The following is a 16452-nucleotide window of genomic DNA, read 5'->3' as shown; positions in this document are numbered from 1 at the left end:
TTATCCATGCAAATGTTTTGAAAAAATTACACTGAAACGGAATTCGCTTTGTGTATAGTTAGGCACGCAGCTTTCGAAGGCTTGATGCGGCCATTCCGGCAACTGATTGATAAACCATTCCGGTGTGTAATATGTGTGGTGCAAACCACGGTATTTCTCTTCATATTCAGCCTCAGTCAGCGCTTCACGGCGAGCCAGCTCACAGGCTTCACGAGTGGCCGCATTCGGGACATCCAGTATGGCAATACCATGCCTGGCTTTTTTCCACATGGCCTGCAATACCTGCGCTGCTGTCGCTTCATCAAAATAGTGAAACACGCTGTTGGCGATGACAAAATCGTAAGTGGTTTCGGTGTCCAGTGACTGTGCGCCCTGGACGAGGAATTCACCATCTGGCATGGCTTTTTGTGCGGCTGCTATCAGGCCTGCTGCGTAATCCAGGCCGCCCACTTCGAGTGCCATTTGTTCACGCAGCGAAAACAGGAAAGCGCCGGCGCCGCAGCCGACTTCGAATAGTGAGTTGCCAGCTTTCAGGCCCAGCTTTTCACTGATACGGCGGGTATATTCCTGCCAGTCAGCCAGGTTGATCTTACCGGCGCCACTGTCAAAGCCATCCAGCGAGATCAGTGTTTCCAGTGTGATCGCGTGTTGCGGTTGCAGGGTACGTTTTTCCCAGATTTGTTGCCATAAATTGCTCATGAGTTCGCTTCCATTTTTTGACTGACGGCTTTCAGCACGCGTGCGCGCAGCTGCGTGCTGCTGATGCCTTCGGTGCGTGGCAGGATATGTAATTTTTCGGCTGCAATCGGGTTGCTGTTATCGTGGCCGTGGACAAGTAAATCAATGCGGTGTTGCTGCAAGAATGCGTCATCGAGCAACCATGGGCTGGGCACGACTTCATCTACGTCGCGCATGGCCAATAATACTTCTGCACGTGCGGCATAATCCAGCTCAGGCTCGTAGCCTTTTTTACTGCGGATTTCTTCATCAGTGGTCAATGCCACGACGACGTGTCCCAACTGTTTTGCCTGTTTTAACAAACGGACATGGCCATGATGGATCAGCGTGGCAGACATATCAACCATGATGCGTTTTTGATGACTCATGCCAGTACCTCCAGCATGTTTAGGATCTCGCCACGCGCCGCTTTACCCAGATGGGCTTCACCCAGGTGGCAAACTACGCTGCCACGGCTGATGCCACGCGGAGCATATAGGACTGCGCGCGGGTCATGGGAACCTATCCTGGCATCGATCCAGGTGCAGAGTGCAGGTTGATGGCTGTCTTGATGAGTGGCGTAGCCTGAAAATTTTTGCAACATGGCGGCTTTGTTAATAAACACCGCCTGACGTAAGTCTTGATGTTTTTGCAACACCTCATACAGCGAAGCAATCGCATGATAAGGGCCGGTCATACGCCGTTCCAGGTGGGTATGCAGATTGAGGTAAAACCCATCTACTGTATTGGTTGGTAACTGGTTAAATGCGATAAAAGCCGCACCAGTCAGCCCGAATAAGCCTTTGCACGAGCTATAGGCAATCACATCTGCCTGGTCGTGATCATCTTCGAGGCCGATGGAGGCAGTGGCATCGAGAAACAGCTGCGCGTCAGCACGGTTTGCCAGCGCACGTAATTCATTCATGGGCAATTTGAGGCCTATGCTGGTTTCGGTATAGCAAGCCACTACCCAGTCATATTGGTCGGCGATATCTGCCAGGTCCAGCCAGTTGACGAAAGTGACCGATCTGACATGGCCCAGGCGTTGTGCCGCTTCGGCAAAACTCACCAGACGTTGTGCGTAGTAGCCGCTGTCTATGACCAGTACCTTGCCGAATAGGAAATTCAATGAGGCGATTTCCAGTGCCAGGCTGGCAGAACCTTGCAGACGCGCAATCTGGGCGTGTCCGGTCATGTTTTTTAATGCATCTAGCACCGCAGCTTCCACTTGCTGGTAATCGGTGTCGCCACGGCCAAAACATGGGCGCAAGCCGAGCAGATTTTCTTCCAGTAAACTGGCAGGACCTGCGGTAAATAAGGCTTTGGCGCTATTTTGCTGCGTGATATGCGCCAGTAAGGTTGGCGACTGATCAGGCATAAGCGACCTCTTCCAGAAACTGCATAAAGTCCTGTTTGTTTTGTGCAGGCGTGCGGGTAGGGCGTCCCAGGTCAGCGCGCGCACCACGGCGACAAAGCACTTCAATAAAGCAGCTTTGACCCAGACTTAAAGCGTAATGCAACGATTCATCGAGTTGGCCACCGGAACTGACGCGGATCACCCACTGGTAACCAGCCGCCTTGGCGATGCTGGATAGATTCAATTGCGCAGCCACGGTAGGTTGACCACCCACAGAATCATGCGCGCCATTATTAAAGACGATATGGACCAGGTTGCGTTGTTGTGCGCTCAAGGTCAGGCTGCCCATATGCATGAGCATGGCGCCATCACCGTCCAGGCAAACTACTTGCCGTTCAGGTTGTGCCAGCGCGATGCCACAAGCAATTTGCGAAGCATGGCCCATACCACCTACCGTTAAAAAGTCGCGGGAATGCCCGCTTTTTTGTGCATGCCGTAATTCAAACAGCTCACGAGAAGCCATGCCAGTGGTCGCAACTACGGCAACATCCTCTGCCAGCAGGCGTACGACATTGGTCAGCATATCTTCACGGCTAGGCAGGGTGGCTTCATTGGCATGGCCGGATTTAATGACTGCTTTTGCTTTATAAGGCGCAAAACTTTGTTTGCGCACTATCAGGGCCACCGGGCCTGACCGGCGTTTTGCCAATGCCAGCAACCTGCGCGTTTGCGTTAAGGCGCAACTGATATCTGTCTGGAAAATTTCAAACGGGATACCCATCATTTCCAGTTGTTCCAGCGTAATCTGGCCTTGTTTAATGTGTTGCGGCTCGTCATGGATCTGGGTGCCATCCGGCTGCATTTCACCGCGCCAGCCTATCACCATCAGCATGGGGATACCATAAATCTGTGGGTCTGCCAGCGAAGCGATCGGATTCACCACATTGCCCAGGCCGGAGTTTTGCATATACACCAGCCCCGGGCTGCCTGTGGCCAGGTAATGTCCCATCGCCAGGCCAGTGGCGCCGCCTTCATTGGCAGCAATCACATGTTTGTGCTCGGGCAGGCGATCAGAAAAGCAGGCACACAATTCCTTTAGCAAGGAATCGGGCACACCCGTAAAAAACTGCACACCTGCGTGTTGCAGCGCTTCCAGAAATGCACCAGCTTCAATCATGTGGGATGCTCCTTTATTATTTGGTACCGGGGATCAGCGACAGTACATCGTTGATCGACATCAGTTCGGATTCAACTTCTGCGGTCCTGCCATTCTTGAGGATTTCGATGGCAGTGCGTTGCATGGCCGGGTAAGCCGCGCGCATCATATGGTTGGCGTAAATCACCAGGTTGAATCCACGGGCGGCCAGCTCTTCCTCAGTGACTGTGCAATAGCTGGTAGGCACGCACACCAGTGGTGTGGTCGGGAATTCAGATTTAAAGATTTTGGCAAATTCGAATACTTCATCGGGTGATTTCTGGCGGCTGTGGATCATAATGCCGTCTACGCCTGCACCGACATACGCTTGTGCACGCTTGACCGCGTCTTCCATGCCTTTTTCCAGGATCAGGCTTTCTATCCTGGCAATCACCATAAAGTCATCGCTGACGCGGGCAGCACGGCCTGCGGCGATTTTGTCGCAGAAAGGCTGTATGTCATCCTGCAACTGCGCCACCTCATTACCAAACAGCGAATTCTTTTTCAAGCCTATCTTGTCTTCAATAATGGTGGCTGAAATGCCCAGGCGTTCCATGCTGCGCACATTGAGTTCAAAGTGTTCCAGTTTGCCGCCGGTATCTGCATCCATGACTAATGGTTTAGTCGTCACATCGAAAATATCATTGATGTTGGATAAACGGCTGTTGATTTCTACCGCTTCAATATCCGGTTTGCCGCGCGCAGTCGAGTCAGTCAGCGAGCTGGACCAGAAGCCATCAAACTGGCAGTTCTTACCGTTGCGCTGGGCGATGGCATGTTCAGCTATCAGGGCCGAGATCGGGTTGTGTGCTTCAATAAATCTGGAAATAGGTTTGGCGGCCAGCAATCTTTTTAAAGTGCGGCGGCGGATATCCGGTGTAGTGCCCAGTGTTTGTATCTGGCCCAGCATTTCATTGGAGGAAATGCCGCGCGTATAAGGGATTTCGATCAGGTGGCCACCATATTCGGCAAGTGCGGCACGGGCGCGCTCACGATAAGGCAATAACGGGCCGTCCAGCCAGTCATCGCCATGTACCATGATGTCGGGTTTGTGCTTCAGCAGGTTGGGCGCATAGTCCCATTCTTCCTGCGGTACGACGTTGACCACGCCACGAATATTTTCAACGATGGATTTACGCTGATCGTAAGTCAGGTATGGCAAGCGTTTGTGATCAGCCACTGCCGCATCGGACAATAATCCTATCGTCACATCGCCGTACTTTCTCGCCTGTTCGATGATATTGATATGCCCGTGATGCAGAATATCTACCGTCATACCTACATAAACTGATGCCATGCAACACTCCTATATATATGCATTGTTCAAACCAGCCGAAAACATCTGTTGAACATCTATAGGAATTATGAAATGCAGGGCATGGAATTGATTGTGTGAAAAACGCCTTAAAGCTCCTTTAAATCCTTATCTATATATTTACCTATATATAAGGTTGCTTTTCATGTACATCTCGCATCCGCTAGTTAAATAAATTAAGAGGTGATTCACGGCTAACTCCGCCAATGGATTTGTGCTGGCTTTATTTAGAATGGAGCAAGTTGAATTTATGGTTATGAATTCTAAAACTATATAAATTTCAAGAAGGGCTAAAGAACTCCTGAGAGTCGTCGTTAACAGAAACAAGTGCTCGACCGATGTCAAGATGTAAAACAAGAAATTTTAAATGCAACATTAAAGAAATTTCGGAAGCGGTCGATAACATAAACAACAACGATGAATTTGCAAATTGAAAACTGGTAGTAAGCGAATCAACGTTGAGGAAATAGTAATACGACGATTTGACACTTAACTGGATATACGACTCTCAAGGAGAAATAACATGGCTGCAGTAATTAACACAAACATTGCATCTTTAAACGCACAACGTAACCTGAGCACTTCTCAGTCAAGCATGAATCAATCGATTCAACGTTTGTCTTCAGGTCTGCGTATCAACAGTTCTAAAGATGACGCCGCTGGCTTGGCAATTGCAACACGTATGGACGCTCAAGTGCGTGGTATGGATGTTGCGATTCGTAACTCTAACGATGCGATCTCTTTCCTGCAAACTGCTGAAGGTGGTTTGTCTAAAGGTACAGACGCTCTGCAACGTATGCGTGAATTGGCTGTACAGGCAGCTAACGGTTCTTACAGTACTGGTGACCGTGCAAACCTGGATGCTGAATATTCACAACTGAAAGAAGAATTGACACGTTTGAGCACCGCCACCAAGTTTAACGGCGAAGCTGCATTAGGTAAGGGTTATCAGTTCCAGGTTGGTGCAGATGCTTCTGACACAATCAGTGTGAGCTCTGTAGCCGCTGTAAGTATGGCTGGTTCACTGTCTTCTGCTTCTGCTGCTTCTGCTGCACTGACAGCGATTGACGCTGCACTGGATAGTGTAAACACCAACCGTGCGACATTGGGTGCTTACCAAAACCGTTTTGAATCTGTAATCAGCAACTTGCAAATTTCTTCTGAAAACATGTCTGCTGCTAAGTCTCGTATCATGGATGCTGACTTTGCTTCAGAAACAGCGAAGATGACACGTGCACAGATTCTGCAACAAGCAGGTACAGCGATGTTGGCTCAAGCTAACCAGCTGCCTAACCAAGTGATGTCACTGTTAAGAGGTTAATTCCCCAACCAGTTGAATCATATCCACAGAGATCCGTCTCTGTGGATTTAGGTTAAGCAGAAGGAGCAATATCATGAGTCAATCTATAGATGGAATAGGCGGACGTCCGGTGAACGGACTAGCTTCTGTGAATAGTCTTAAGTTGGTGAAGTATGGTAATGGTGAGCAAAAAGCTGCTGAGGTATTAGACAAGGCAACTTTGACAGGGGCAGTCAACAAGCTGAATGAGTATGTTGCACCTGCATTGCAAACCATAGAGTTTTCGATTGATGACGAGTCTGATCGCATCATCGTGAAGGTGGTGGATACTGAAACACAAAAAGTATTGCGCCAGATCCCGAACGAAGAAGTACTTGCGATTAGTAAAACCCTGGATAAATTGCGTGGTCTGGTGATCAGGCAGGCAGTTTAGGGCAACTGTTTTAAAGTGTCTGGAGATTAAAAGATGGCTTCAATTACATCAACAACCGGTGCATCCGGACTGGCAATTGACTCGATAGTCACCGGGTTGATGACGCTTGAGCAACAGCCCATCACACAGATCAAGACACAAGTCAGCTCATACAATACCAAACTCACCGCTTACGGCACGTTGAAAAGCGGTTTAAGTACTTTTCAGGCTGCAGTTGATAAATTGGCAACGGCTGCCAAATTCACTTCGCAAGCTGCCAAGTTGTCTGATAGTAGCAGCCTTGCGGCCACTGCTGACGGCACAGCGGCAAACGGCAGTTACAGCATTGCAGTCACCCAGCTGGCCACTTCACAAAAACTTGCCACATCGGCTTATGCCAGTGCCACCGATATTATCGGCACCGGTACCCTGAACATTTCTTTTGGCAGCTACACTGCGAGCCCTGCAAGCTTCACGGCCAATGCAGACAAGCAGGCACTTAGTATCACCATAGACAGCACCAACAATACGCTGTCAGGCATCCGTGATGCGATCAATGCTAAAAATGCGTCGGTGACGGCCTCGATTGTGAATGACGGTAGCGGTAACCGCCTGGTGATCACTTCAAAAGACACCGGCGCGGTGAACAGCCTGAAAATCGATGTGACTGATACCGATGGTAATAGCACAGATGGCACCGGCTTGTCGGCACTCGCTTATGATCCATTAAGCACTGTGGGTGCAGGCAAAAACATGACGCAGTTGGTGGGCGCACAAAATGCGCTGCTGACGGTAGATGGCCTGAGTATCAGCAAGCCAAGCAATACACTGAATGATGTGATTCAGGGTGTGACTTTAAACCTGAAATCGATCACCAGTGTGAATACCACGCTTGAGATTGCCACAGATACTGACACCATACAGGCATCGGTACAGAATTTCGTCGATGCCTACAACAAGCTGAATTCCAGCTTGCGTGACCTGACCAAGTTTGTGGAAGGGGGATCTTCCTCTAACGGACCATTGCTAGGGGATTCAACCACACGCGACATCATGGTCAAGCTGAAATCCATGCTGGCACGCCCTTCAACCACGGCAACCACATTCCGCACGTTAAGTGATATAGGGGTGAAGTCTGGTGAAAATGGCGTACTAACCCTGGATGCGGCCAAGTTGAATACTGCGTTAAACACCAATTTAACGGATGTAGCCAAGTTGTTTGCACCTTCTGCAACGACATCAGACCCGCAAGTCACGTATGTCAGCAGCTCAGGCAAAACGCAGACCGGTACTTATGCCATCAACGTCAGCCAATTGGGTAGCAGTTCGCAAGATGCTGCCGGCAGTATCAACGGTGTGACAGCGTATGGCAGCGGTGCCAGCCTGATCGGTGCGGCTGACAATGCGGCACAAGGCCTCAAAGTATCGATTAATGGCTCGGCGACCGGTAGCCGCGGCACAGTCACCTTTAGTAAAGGTCTGGCTGGAGAACTCAGCAGCATGATAGGCGGATGGCTGGATGCAACAGGCTCAATCACCACCAAAACAGAAGGTATTCAGACCTCTATCAAGTCGCTGAATAAGAGGTCAACCGATTTGAGCGCAAAGCTGCCAGCCATTGAAGCACGCTACAGGGCGCAGTATGCAAAACTGGATGCATTGCTTTCCAGCATGCAAAGCACCAGCTCTTACCTCAGTCAACAAATTGCTGCATTGAATAAAAGCTAACAGCATCAAGAATTAGGAATCAGGAGAATTTTATGTTTGGAATGAAACAATCAGGCATTAATGCTTATGCCAATGTTGGCTTGGAAACCGGTGTCGTGGATGCCAGCCCTTTGAAATTGACTGTGATGCTGTATGAAGGTGCGATTACCGCTTGTATTCATGCACAACAAGCTATGGGGCAGGGCAATATCATTAAAAAAGGCGAGTGCCTGACCAAAGCAGTTTCGATTATTGATAATGGCTTGCGCTCCAGCCTGGATAAACGTGCCGGCGGACAGATCGCCAGCAACCTGGATGAGCTGTATCAATATATGACACGTACCCTGATGCAGGCCAGCTTGCGTCTGGATGTGAAAAAAGTAAATGAGATCCAGCAGCTATTGATGGAATTGAAAAGTGCCTGGGAAACTTTGGAGAAATCCGGGGTGAACAGAACTACGCAGGCCAGCGCACCTTTCAACGCAGTTGTTTCTCAAAAGGCGCAGTCCATTCCTGCAGTAAACACTAATCGCTTGGCTGTTGCCGGAGTATAAGATTATGTCAAAAGCACTGATTGATACCTATGAGTCTTCTGCCAAAATCATGGAGCAGATGCTGATCGCCGCCCGGCAAAGTGCCTGGGAAAAAGTCACCGAACTCGAGCAATCTTATATGCTCAAAATTGAGGTGATTAAAACCCTGGAGCAAAACCTGCGGCTGCAATCTGAAACCTTGAGTGCAGAAGACCATACGCGCAAGCAAAAACTGGTGCAGAAGATCCTGGCCGACGATGGCGAGATCCGCAACCTGCTATACCCGGTCATGCACAGAATTACCGATATGATTTTTGATGCGCAGTTACATGCGCGCATCCCGCCGGACGCCATATAAATGCTCCCTATCCCGCAAGTTCTCGCTAATCGTTTCGTAGCACAGGAAACAGAGAGCTTGCGTGCTGTCTCATCGATCATGCCGGTCGAAGGGGCACAATCCGAAGCGCCTTTATGGAGCCGCTTGCGCCCGGGAATGCAGTTCACCGGCATGATTTTGCAAAAAGAATCCAATGCTGCCAATGGCTCAGAGTTAGCCAATTTCAAAGTCCAGGTACAGTTACCCAACCAGCAACCCGCCGTGGTCCAGATGCAATTGCCGGCCCACCTTGCCCAGCAACAAGCCTTGCAAATGCAATACCTCGGCCAGGCAGCCACGGGTAAAGACGCTCAAAACGTATATCCGCAGGTGCGTTGGGGAATACAAACACAGGGCAAAGGCGCTGAACCTGCCACCAGCATGGTGACTAGCGGATTACTCACAGATACATCACAGACTGAGAGCCCTGATTACCTGCCTCAGCTATTAGGTGCCATGGCTGGCCAGACTGCCAGCCAGGTCGATTTAAGCAACCCGGCACAACAATTGCAGCGCTGGTTGAGTTCTCCCATGTTTCAGCAGCAAGCGGGCACCCTGCAGGCACAAGCCATCGTCAGCCATAGCCCGCAAAAACCACAGGTGTTGGCGCAGGACCTGAAACATGCCCTGGATAGCTCCGGCCTGTTCTACGAATCCCACCTCAAAGATGCGGCGCTGGGCAGCCGTCCCTGGCACCAGCTTTTGCAGGAACCGCAAAATAAACTCAATTTTATGCCACCAGAAATGGTGGCGCAGCAGTTGCAGGTGCTGGAGCAGCAACGGTTGGCCTGGCATGGCGAAGTGTGGCCCGGGCAAAACATGCACTGGGAGATCAGCGAGCGCGAGTCATCCGCCCAGTCAGCAGACGACCCTACATTGAATGCAATGCAAAGTAACCTGAAATTGCAACTCCCGCAGCTGGGTGAAGTCACAGTACGTATCACCATGGTCAACGGACGTTTCTCTATCCGTGTGCAACCTGAAGAGGTAGATGCATTCAATACCATGCAATCTAACCGTAGTGAGCTGGCCATGAATTTGCAGTCTGTCGGCTTGACCCTGGAGTCCTTGCAAATCACCAGCGAGACGCATGAAGCAGACAGGCAACATTATGCTGCCGGATAAGCCTCTGACCCAGTCAGCCATCGCGCTGGCGTATGAAGCAGGAGACCTGGCGCCGCGCGTGGTGGCAAAAGGCAACGGTCTGCTGGCCGAACGTATCATCGCGATTGCCAAAGAGCACAATGTGTATGTGCACGAGTCGCAGGCGTTGTTGGGATTGTTGATGCAAGTCGAACTGGATGCGCATATTCCGCCCCAGTTATATCAGGCCATTGCCGAAATCCTGGCATGGCTATATCGGTTAGAGCAGGGCGTTGTGCGCGAAGCGCCGTTAGTTTAACAAACAGGCGGCGCCGCTAGTCAATAGCGGAGAGTACAGAGATTGATGTGGTGGAACGAACTAAATGCAGGGGGTTAAACCTGCATATTCATCATATCTTGATAGGCACTGACCAGTTTATTACGCACCTGCACCGTAGCCTGGAAGGCAATGTTGGCTTTTTGCCCGGAAATCATGACATCAGACAGACTGACGTTATCGTTTCCCATGGCAAAGTCCTGCCCCAGTTTTTCTGATTGCAATTGCATATTGTTGACAGAATCCAGAGAGGATTTGAGGGCGTCGCTAAAGCTGACTTGGCTGGTCGGGCTGGCAGCGGCTGGTTTCTGTACCGCGTTCAGTGCTTGTGTTGCGCCAGCACCCAGGCCTTCAGGTTTTTGTGCTGCTGCACGTAATTGTGCCAGCATGGACGAAATGCGTTGTGCATCAATACCGCCTACGCTCATGTGGTCTCCTTTCGTTGATTCGGGTGTATCCACCCTTTAATGACAATGGAGCCACTTTAACATTGCTACAAATGAGTCGCTCTGAAAGATAGGCGATATTAAGCCGTCTTATTTGCCAATTTGAATTTGGGCGTGAGGCGCATAATGTGTTCCATGGGTGAATGCTGTATTAGGGCATTCAAGTTCAAGACATACGATCTGCACCGGTGCAGGTTGTGAACATGGAGAGTTAGATGGCTGCTGCTGATGCCGCGCTTGCGACAAATATAGAGCCTGGGAGTGTTGCACCGAATATGTTCGGTCAACTGGGCCAGAAATTGATGCTTGTCGCCGGAATTGCCGCTATTGTTGCGGTGATGGTGGTGTTTTGGCTATGGAGCCAGAAACCGGATTACCGTGTGCTGTTTTCCAACTTTGCCGATAAAGATGGCGGTGCCATTGTCGCTGAACTCGACAAACTCAATATCCCCTACAAGTTTTCTGAAGGTGGCAGTGCGATCATGATCCCTGCCGACCAGGTACATCAGGTTCGTTTGAAACTGGCCGCACAAGGCCTGCCCAAAGGCGGCAATATCGGCTTTGAGTTGTTGGAGAACCAGAAATTTGGCGTTTCGCAATTTGTAGAGCAAGTGAACTTCCAGCGTGGCCTGGAAGGCGAACTCGAACGTAGCATCCAGTCTATCTCAGCGGTACAGGCCGCGCGTATCCACCTGGCGATCCCAAAACCCAGCGTTTTTGTCCGTGAACAACAATACCCAACTGCCTCTGTATTACTGAATCTGCACAATGGCCGTCGCCTGGATGGCCAGCAAGTCGCTGCCGTCGTCCACCTGGTGGCCAGCAGCGTGCCTAATCTTTCTGCAGACCATGTCACTGTAGTCGACCAGAACGGTAATCTGCTGTCTGACAATGCCAATAAGGCCAAACAGAACGGGCTTGATCCTGAACAGATGGCCTATGTCGAAAACATGCAAAGCAACATCGCCCGTCGCGTGGAATCTATTATTACGCCTATCGTAGGCGCTAAGAATGTACATGCTGAAGCCAGTGCTGAAATTGATTTTTCAAACACTGAGCAGGCTAACGAAAGCTACAAACCTAATAGCAAACCGGAAAGCATGGCTGTCCGTAGTGCTCAGAACCATGAATCACAAAGTAGCAGTGGCGCCAACGGCGCAGTGCCTGGTGCTGTATCTAACCAGCCACCGGGTGAATCCACCGCGCCTATCACTGCGCCAGGTGCGCAAGGTGGTGATGAAAACGCCCCGCCAGCTGCTGCGCCAGCACCGCCACAAAACACACAAAAAGACACCACTACCAATTATGAGCTTGATAAAACAGTCAGTTATATCCAGCAAGCCAAAGGTGGTGTAAAACGCCTGCATGTTGCGGTTGTGGTCAACCATATCCCTGTCGTGGATAGCACTGGTAAAACCACTTTCCGTGCCTTGAATACGGCCGAGAAACAACAGGTGAGTGACCTGGCCATGCAGGCCATGGGTTTCAACCGCGAGCGCGGTGACACTATTTCTGTAGTGAATACGCCGTTTGTCAGCGAAGCGCAGGAAAAACTGGTCGAACCACCATTATGGAAAGACCCGATGGCGATTGAATATGGCAAGGATGCCTTGCGCTTCCTGGCCGGCATCATCGTCTTGCTGATGATCTACAAAAAATTGCTCAAGCCTTTGTCCAATAAACTGACTGGTAAAGACAAAAAAGAGCTGGAATTGATGGCAGCCGCTGCCGCGCTTCCTGGCGCTGAAGGCAGTAGTGAAGAAGATGCACTGGTGACCTTAAGTGGTGAAACACCCGCATTGCCCGGCGCAAGCTCATTAAATCAGACACTGGAAGCAGCAAAACAGGTGGCGAAGGATAATCCGCGCATGGTGGCGAATGTTGTTTCTAACTGGACTTCTGCGGAGAAATAGCAATGGCGACTGATGGATTAACAAAAAGCGCCATTCTGATGCTGGCACTCGGCGAAGATGAAGCTGCCGAGGTAATGAAGCACTTGTCGCCCAAGGAAGTACAGCGGCTGGGCATCGTAATGGCTTCAATGAAGCCGGTGCCGAAAGAGGAAGTGGAAGAAGTACTTGAGAAGTTCATGCTGGACTTCGCAGGTAGTAGCGACTTTGGCCTGGATTCAGATAGTTATATCCGCTCGGTGCTGGTGAAAGCCTTTGGCGATGACAAAGCTTCCAATCTGCTGAATCGTATCCCGCAGTCGCAGGACGCGGCAGGTATTGAAAGCCTGAAATGGATGGATGCATTCAGCGTGGCTGATTTCATCAAGAATGAACACCCGCAGATCATTGCGACGATTTTGTCGCATCTCGAAGCAGAACAGTCAGCAGAAATCCTGGGTCACTTCACCGAGCGTCTGCGCCAGGATGTGATTTTACGGATCGCGACCCTGGATAGCGTGAAGCCGACCGCTTTGCGCGAGCTTAACGAAGGCATGCTGAAAATGCTGGCCGGTAACGATAACCTCAAACGCCAGACCATAGGCGGCGTGAAAACGGCTGCTGAAATCATGAACTTCCTGAGCGGTGAGAATGAAGCCAAATTGATGGATGGCCTGAAGAGTTATGACGATGGCATGGCGCAGCAGATCATGGATCAGATGTTTGTCTTCGACAACATCATCGACATCGACGATAGGGGTATACAGGTATTGTTGCGTGAAGTGCAATCCGATGTACTGATCGTCGCCCTGAAAGGCACTTCTGAAGAGATGCGCGAAAAATTCTTCCGCAATATGTCTTCACGTGCGGCCGATATGATGCGCGAAGATCTCGAAAGCCGCGGCCCGGTCAAATTATCCGAAGTTGAAACGCAACAAAAAACGATCCTGCAAACGGTTAGACGCTTGTCCGATGAAGGCCAGATCATGCTGGCTGGCAAAGGTGACAGCGAGCAGTATGTGTAAAGCATTTTTGAAGGAATATTCAGCATGGTAGCCTCTGCAACCCCCAAAGAACAATTGACCGCTTATCAACGCTGGGAAATGGCCAGTTTTGACGATGTCGCCTCCAGCGAGCGTGTCAGGCGTGATCGCGTGCAGGCAGAGGAAAATGCGCGCACCGTCAGCCACATTCTCAAGCAAGTCAGGCAGGAAGCCTATGAAGCAGGCTTCAAGAGCGGCTACAACGACGGCCTGAGCAAAGTACAAAGTGAAATCGAAGCCGAACGTGCGCAATTGCTGCAATTGTCCGGCAATTTTCAACAAGCGCTCTCCATGCAGGATGTGGCGATTGCTGAATCGGTGCTGACACTGGCACTGGAACTGTCAAAAGCCATGCTGAAAAGCAAGCTGCAGGCAGATCCGCAAAGCATTATCCCGGTGGTGCTGGATGCCATGCAATACCTGCCACAAGTGAAACAACCAGCCCGCGTGATTGTGCACCATGAGGATGCCAAAATCCTGCGTGCGAGCATCGCTGAGCAAATGAAAGAGCAAGGCTGGAACCTGGTGGAGGATAGCCAGATTGAACGGGGTGGCTGTCTGGTAGAAACCGCTGAAAACCAGATCGATGCGACCAATGAGATGCGCTGGAAACGCCTGGTGCAAGGCTTGTCCCGCTATGATGACTGGCACAAACCTGCTGCAACGAATGAGTAAAAAAACCATTCCACCCATCACTGACGTTATTCCGGTATGAGAGTTATATAAGACATGACCACTGCACACGATGCTGACATGCCGTCTGCTATTCCCGCTGAACAAGATACAGGTTCAGAAGCACACACAGCCGCGCCTGAGGTGCAGGCTGTAGACCAAACACCTAAAACCGCTACCTCCAATCCGGATAATATCCACAGCCAGCGCTGGCAAAGCTATCTGAAAGACTGCCGCGAGATTATCAACCTGGTAGAACCCCTGGAAGTGGCTGGCCGTATTATCAAAGTCACCGGCCTGGTCATGGTTGCCACTGGTATCAAAATGCCGATAGGCGGCGCCTGTTTCATCCCTTTGCAAGATGGTGGCCGTGTAGAGGCCGAAGTGGTCGGTTTTGATGGCGAAAACCTGTTGTTGATGCCGCAAACTGCGGTGGAAGGCGTCGTGCCTGGCGCCAAAGTCTTCAGTATGGATGTGACCGAGACGCTGCCTAAACCACAGTTTGGCCGTCCGCCACGCCGCCGGGCGCAAGACCGTGCACGGCATTTCCCGATAGGGGATGCTTTGCTTGGTCGTGTGGTCGATGCCGCTGGTATTCCGCTGGATGGTTTAGGCCCGATTGCGACCGATATCACGGCGCCGTTGGGTGGGCGCGTGATCAACCCCCTGATGCGGGCGCCGATTGAAGAAACCATGGATGTCGGTGTGCGCGCGATTAATGCCATGCTGACAGTCGGGCGCGGACAGCGCCTGGGCTTGTTCGCCGGTTCCGGCGTCGGTAAAAGTGTGTTGCTGGGCATGATGGCGCGTTACACGACTGCCGATGTGATTGTGGTCGGCCTGATTGGTGAACGGGGCCGTGAGGTACAGGAATTTATCGAACAAATCTTAGGTCCTGAAGGCCTGGCACGCTCAGTGGTCGTCGCTGCGCCGGCGGATGTATCTGCATTGATGCGTTTGCAAGGTGCGAGCTATGCGACCACGATTGCCGAGGGTTTCCGCAAGCAGGGTAAAAACGTATTATTGATTATGGATTCACTGACACGTTATGCCATGGCGCAACGTGAAATCGCACTGGCGATTGGCGAGCCACCCGCCACCAAAGGGTATCCACCTTCAGTATTCGCCAAATTACCGGCGCTGGTTGAACGCACCGGTAACGGCGCACGTGGCGAAGGTTCCATCACTGCTTTCTACACTGTGCTGACCGAAGGCGATGACCAGCAAGACCCGATTGCCGATTCAGCCCGCGCCATTCTCGATGGCCATATCGTGCTCAACCGTACGCTGGCAGAGAGCGGGCATTACCCGGCGATTGATATCGAGCAATCGATCAGCCGCGCCATGCACAACATCACCAACAGTGAACACCAACAGCAGGCGCGTTTACTCAAGCAACTGTACTCGCGCTATTTGCGTAACCAGGATCTGATCGCCGTGGGCGCTTACCAGGCCGGTGCAGATCCCTTGCTGGATGTTGCCATTAAAAAACGTGACCAGATCAATGACTTTCTACAGCAGGATATTCATGAATGTGCAGATATGCAGTTCAGCCTGCAGCATTTGGCACAAGTGGTGTCTTAAGCGGATTGAACAAGAAATATGGCGACACAATCGACACAGACCTTAACTCTGCTGAGCCAGTTAGCTGGCGATGAGGTAGAGCTTGCCATGCAAGCGCTGGCGCAGGCCATGAAACAGCTGGAACAAGGCCAGCAGCAGAAGTCTTTGCTGGGGCAATATCAGCAAGAATATGAGCAACAGTGGCAAAACGTGGTGCAAAAAGGACTCAAAGCAGATTTATACCGCAATTTTCAGGGCTTTTTCTCGCAATTGGAAACTGCTGTGCAGAGTCAAAATGCTCAAATCGAACAATTACAGTCAGTTGTTCTGCAGCGGCAACAGATGCTGCAGGAAAAACAGCGTAAACAAAAGTCGTATGAAGTGCTGATATCACGTGCAAACACACTGCATGAGAAACTCGAGCGCAAGCGTGATCAGAAAATGATGGATGAGTTTGCCAGCCGTGCCAAGCGCACGACTATGTAACCTTGCATCGTACGGGAGAAT

The 16452-nt window shown here is 50.9% G+C and carries 18 protein-coding genes; 12 read left to right on the top strand and 6 right to left on the bottom strand.

All coding sequences use genetic code 11. The annotated features are described in order from the left end of the window. From ACSSVF_RS12800 to aepX, 5 genes are read right to left on the bottom strand one after another with little or no spacing between them, the layout of a single operon-like run. Positions 1-699, bottom strand: coding sequence for a class I SAM-dependent methyltransferase (locus tag ACSSVF_RS12800; protein WP_492403912.1), 699 nt, complete (start codon positions 697-699; stop codon positions 1-3). Beyond that, positions 696-1106, bottom strand: a complete 411-nt coding sequence (locus ACSSVF_RS12795; protein WP_492403910.1) for an adenylyltransferase/cytidyltransferase family protein — start codon at positions 1104-1106, stop codon at positions 696-698. The genes ACSSVF_RS12800 and ACSSVF_RS12795 overlap by 4 nt, the downstream gene beginning before the upstream one ends. Further along, complete coding sequence (locus ACSSVF_RS12790) at positions 1103-2095, bottom strand: pyridoxal-phosphate-dependent aminotransferase family protein (RefSeq protein ID WP_492403909.1); 993 nt, start codon at positions 2093-2095, stop codon at positions 1103-1105. The genes ACSSVF_RS12795 and ACSSVF_RS12790 overlap by 4 nt, the downstream gene beginning before the upstream one ends. Beyond that, a complete protein-coding gene (gene aepY / locus ACSSVF_RS12785; protein ID WP_492403907.1) occupies positions 2088-3251 on the bottom strand; it encodes a phosphonopyruvate decarboxylase in 1164 nt (387 codons plus the stop codon). The genes ACSSVF_RS12790 and aepY overlap by 8 nt, the downstream gene beginning before the upstream one ends. A 16-nt stretch (positions 3252-3267) precedes the next feature. Continuing rightward, positions 3268-4566: a phosphoenolpyruvate mutase gene (gene aepX, locus ACSSVF_RS12780; protein ID WP_492403905.1), complete on the bottom strand. Its 1299-nt coding sequence runs from the start codon at positions 4564-4566 to the stop codon at positions 3268-3270. Between the two features lie 541 nt (positions 4567-5107). On the opposite strand from aepX, the gene ACSSVF_RS12775 reads away from it, so the two are divergent. The 7 genes from ACSSVF_RS12775 to ACSSVF_RS12745 all read left to right on the top strand — a co-directional run bounded on the left by ACSSVF_RS12775 (position 5108) and on the right by ACSSVF_RS12745 (position 10314). Further along, positions 5108-5905, top strand: a complete 798-nt coding sequence (locus ACSSVF_RS12775; protein ID WP_492403904.1) for a flagellin N-terminal helical domain-containing protein — start codon at positions 5108-5110, stop codon at positions 5903-5905. Positions 5906-5975: 70 nt separating this feature from the next. After that, on the top strand, positions 5976-6317 hold the full coding sequence (locus ACSSVF_RS12770) for a flagellar protein FlaG (protein ID WP_442586947.1): 342 nt from the start codon (positions 5976-5978) through the stop codon (positions 6315-6317). A gap of 33 nt (positions 6318-6350) precedes the next feature. Then, positions 6351-8024: a flagellar filament capping protein FliD gene (gene fliD, locus ACSSVF_RS12765; protein WP_492403902.1), complete on the top strand. Its 1674-nt coding sequence runs from the start codon at positions 6351-6353 to the stop codon at positions 8022-8024. Between the two features lie 32 nt (positions 8025-8056). After that, the gene (fliS, locus tag ACSSVF_RS12760) at positions 8057-8557 is read left to right on the top strand and encodes a flagellar export chaperone FliS (protein WP_492403901.1); all 501 of its coding nucleotides are present in this window, start codon (positions 8057-8059) and stop codon (positions 8555-8557) included. A gap of 4 nt (positions 8558-8561) precedes the next feature. Then, positions 8562-8894 (top strand): flagellar protein FliT, encoded by a 333-nt coding sequence (locus ACSSVF_RS12755; RefSeq protein ID WP_442586159.1) that lies wholly within the window; start codon positions 8562-8564, stop codon positions 8892-8894. 57 nt (positions 8895-8951) lie between these two features. Continuing rightward, entirely contained in the window at positions 8952-10037 is a 1086-nt protein-coding gene (gene fliK, locus ACSSVF_RS12750; RefSeq protein WP_492403899.1) for a flagellar hook-length control protein FliK, read from the top strand. After that, positions 10024-10314, top strand: coding sequence for an EscU/YscU/HrcU family type III secretion system export apparatus switch protein (locus ACSSVF_RS12745; protein ID WP_492406355.1), 291 nt, complete (start codon positions 10024-10026; stop codon positions 10312-10314). The genes fliK and ACSSVF_RS12745 overlap by 14 nt, the downstream gene beginning before the upstream one ends. 74 nt (positions 10315-10388) lie before the next feature. On the opposite strand, the gene fliE is transcribed toward ACSSVF_RS12745, so the two are convergent. Further along, positions 10389-10760 carry a flagellar hook-basal body complex protein FliE gene (fliE, locus tag ACSSVF_RS12740; RefSeq protein ID WP_492403898.1) on the bottom strand — a complete coding sequence of 124 codons (372 nt, stop codon included), beginning with the start codon at positions 10758-10760 and terminating at the stop codon, positions 10389-10391. Positions 10761-10993: 233 nt separating this feature from the next. On the opposite strand from fliE, the gene fliF reads away from it, so the two are divergent. The 5 genes from fliF to fliJ all read left to right on the top strand — a co-directional run bounded on the left by fliF (position 10994) and on the right by fliJ (position 16431). After that, positions 10994-12691 carry a flagellar basal-body MS-ring/collar protein FliF gene (fliF, locus tag ACSSVF_RS12735; RefSeq protein WP_492403896.1) on the top strand — a complete coding sequence of 566 codons (1698 nt, stop codon included), beginning with the start codon at positions 10994-10996 and terminating at the stop codon, positions 12689-12691. A 2-nt stretch (positions 12692-12693) separates the two neighbouring features. Beyond that, positions 12694-13692, top strand: coding sequence for a flagellar motor switch protein FliG (gene fliG / locus ACSSVF_RS12730; RefSeq protein ID WP_442586163.1), 999 nt, complete (start codon positions 12694-12696; stop codon positions 13690-13692). 24 nt (positions 13693-13716) lie between these two features. Further along, a complete protein-coding gene (locus tag ACSSVF_RS12725) occupies positions 13717-14385 on the top strand; it encodes a FliH/SctL family protein (protein WP_442586164.1) in 669 nt (222 codons plus the stop codon). A 78-nt stretch (positions 14386-14463) separates the two neighbouring features. Beyond that, the gene (gene fliI, locus ACSSVF_RS12720; RefSeq protein WP_492406354.1) at positions 14464-15966 is read left to right on the top strand and encodes a flagellar protein export ATPase FliI; all 1503 of its coding nucleotides are present in this window, start codon (positions 14464-14466) and stop codon (positions 15964-15966) included. Positions 15967-15984: 18 nt separating this feature from the next. Beyond that, the gene (fliJ, locus tag ACSSVF_RS12715; RefSeq protein WP_492403893.1) at positions 15985-16431 is read left to right on the top strand and encodes a flagellar export protein FliJ; all 447 of its coding nucleotides are present in this window, start codon (positions 15985-15987) and stop codon (positions 16429-16431) included. The last annotated feature ends 21 nt before the right edge of the window (positions 16432-16452 follow it).

The sequence above is a fragment of the Methylophilus sp. E2MeOHC9 genome, from assembly GCF_058744375.1.
The sequence above is the reverse complement of the archived record's forward strand: the minus strand, read 5'-3'. Positions and strand labels throughout refer to the sequence as shown.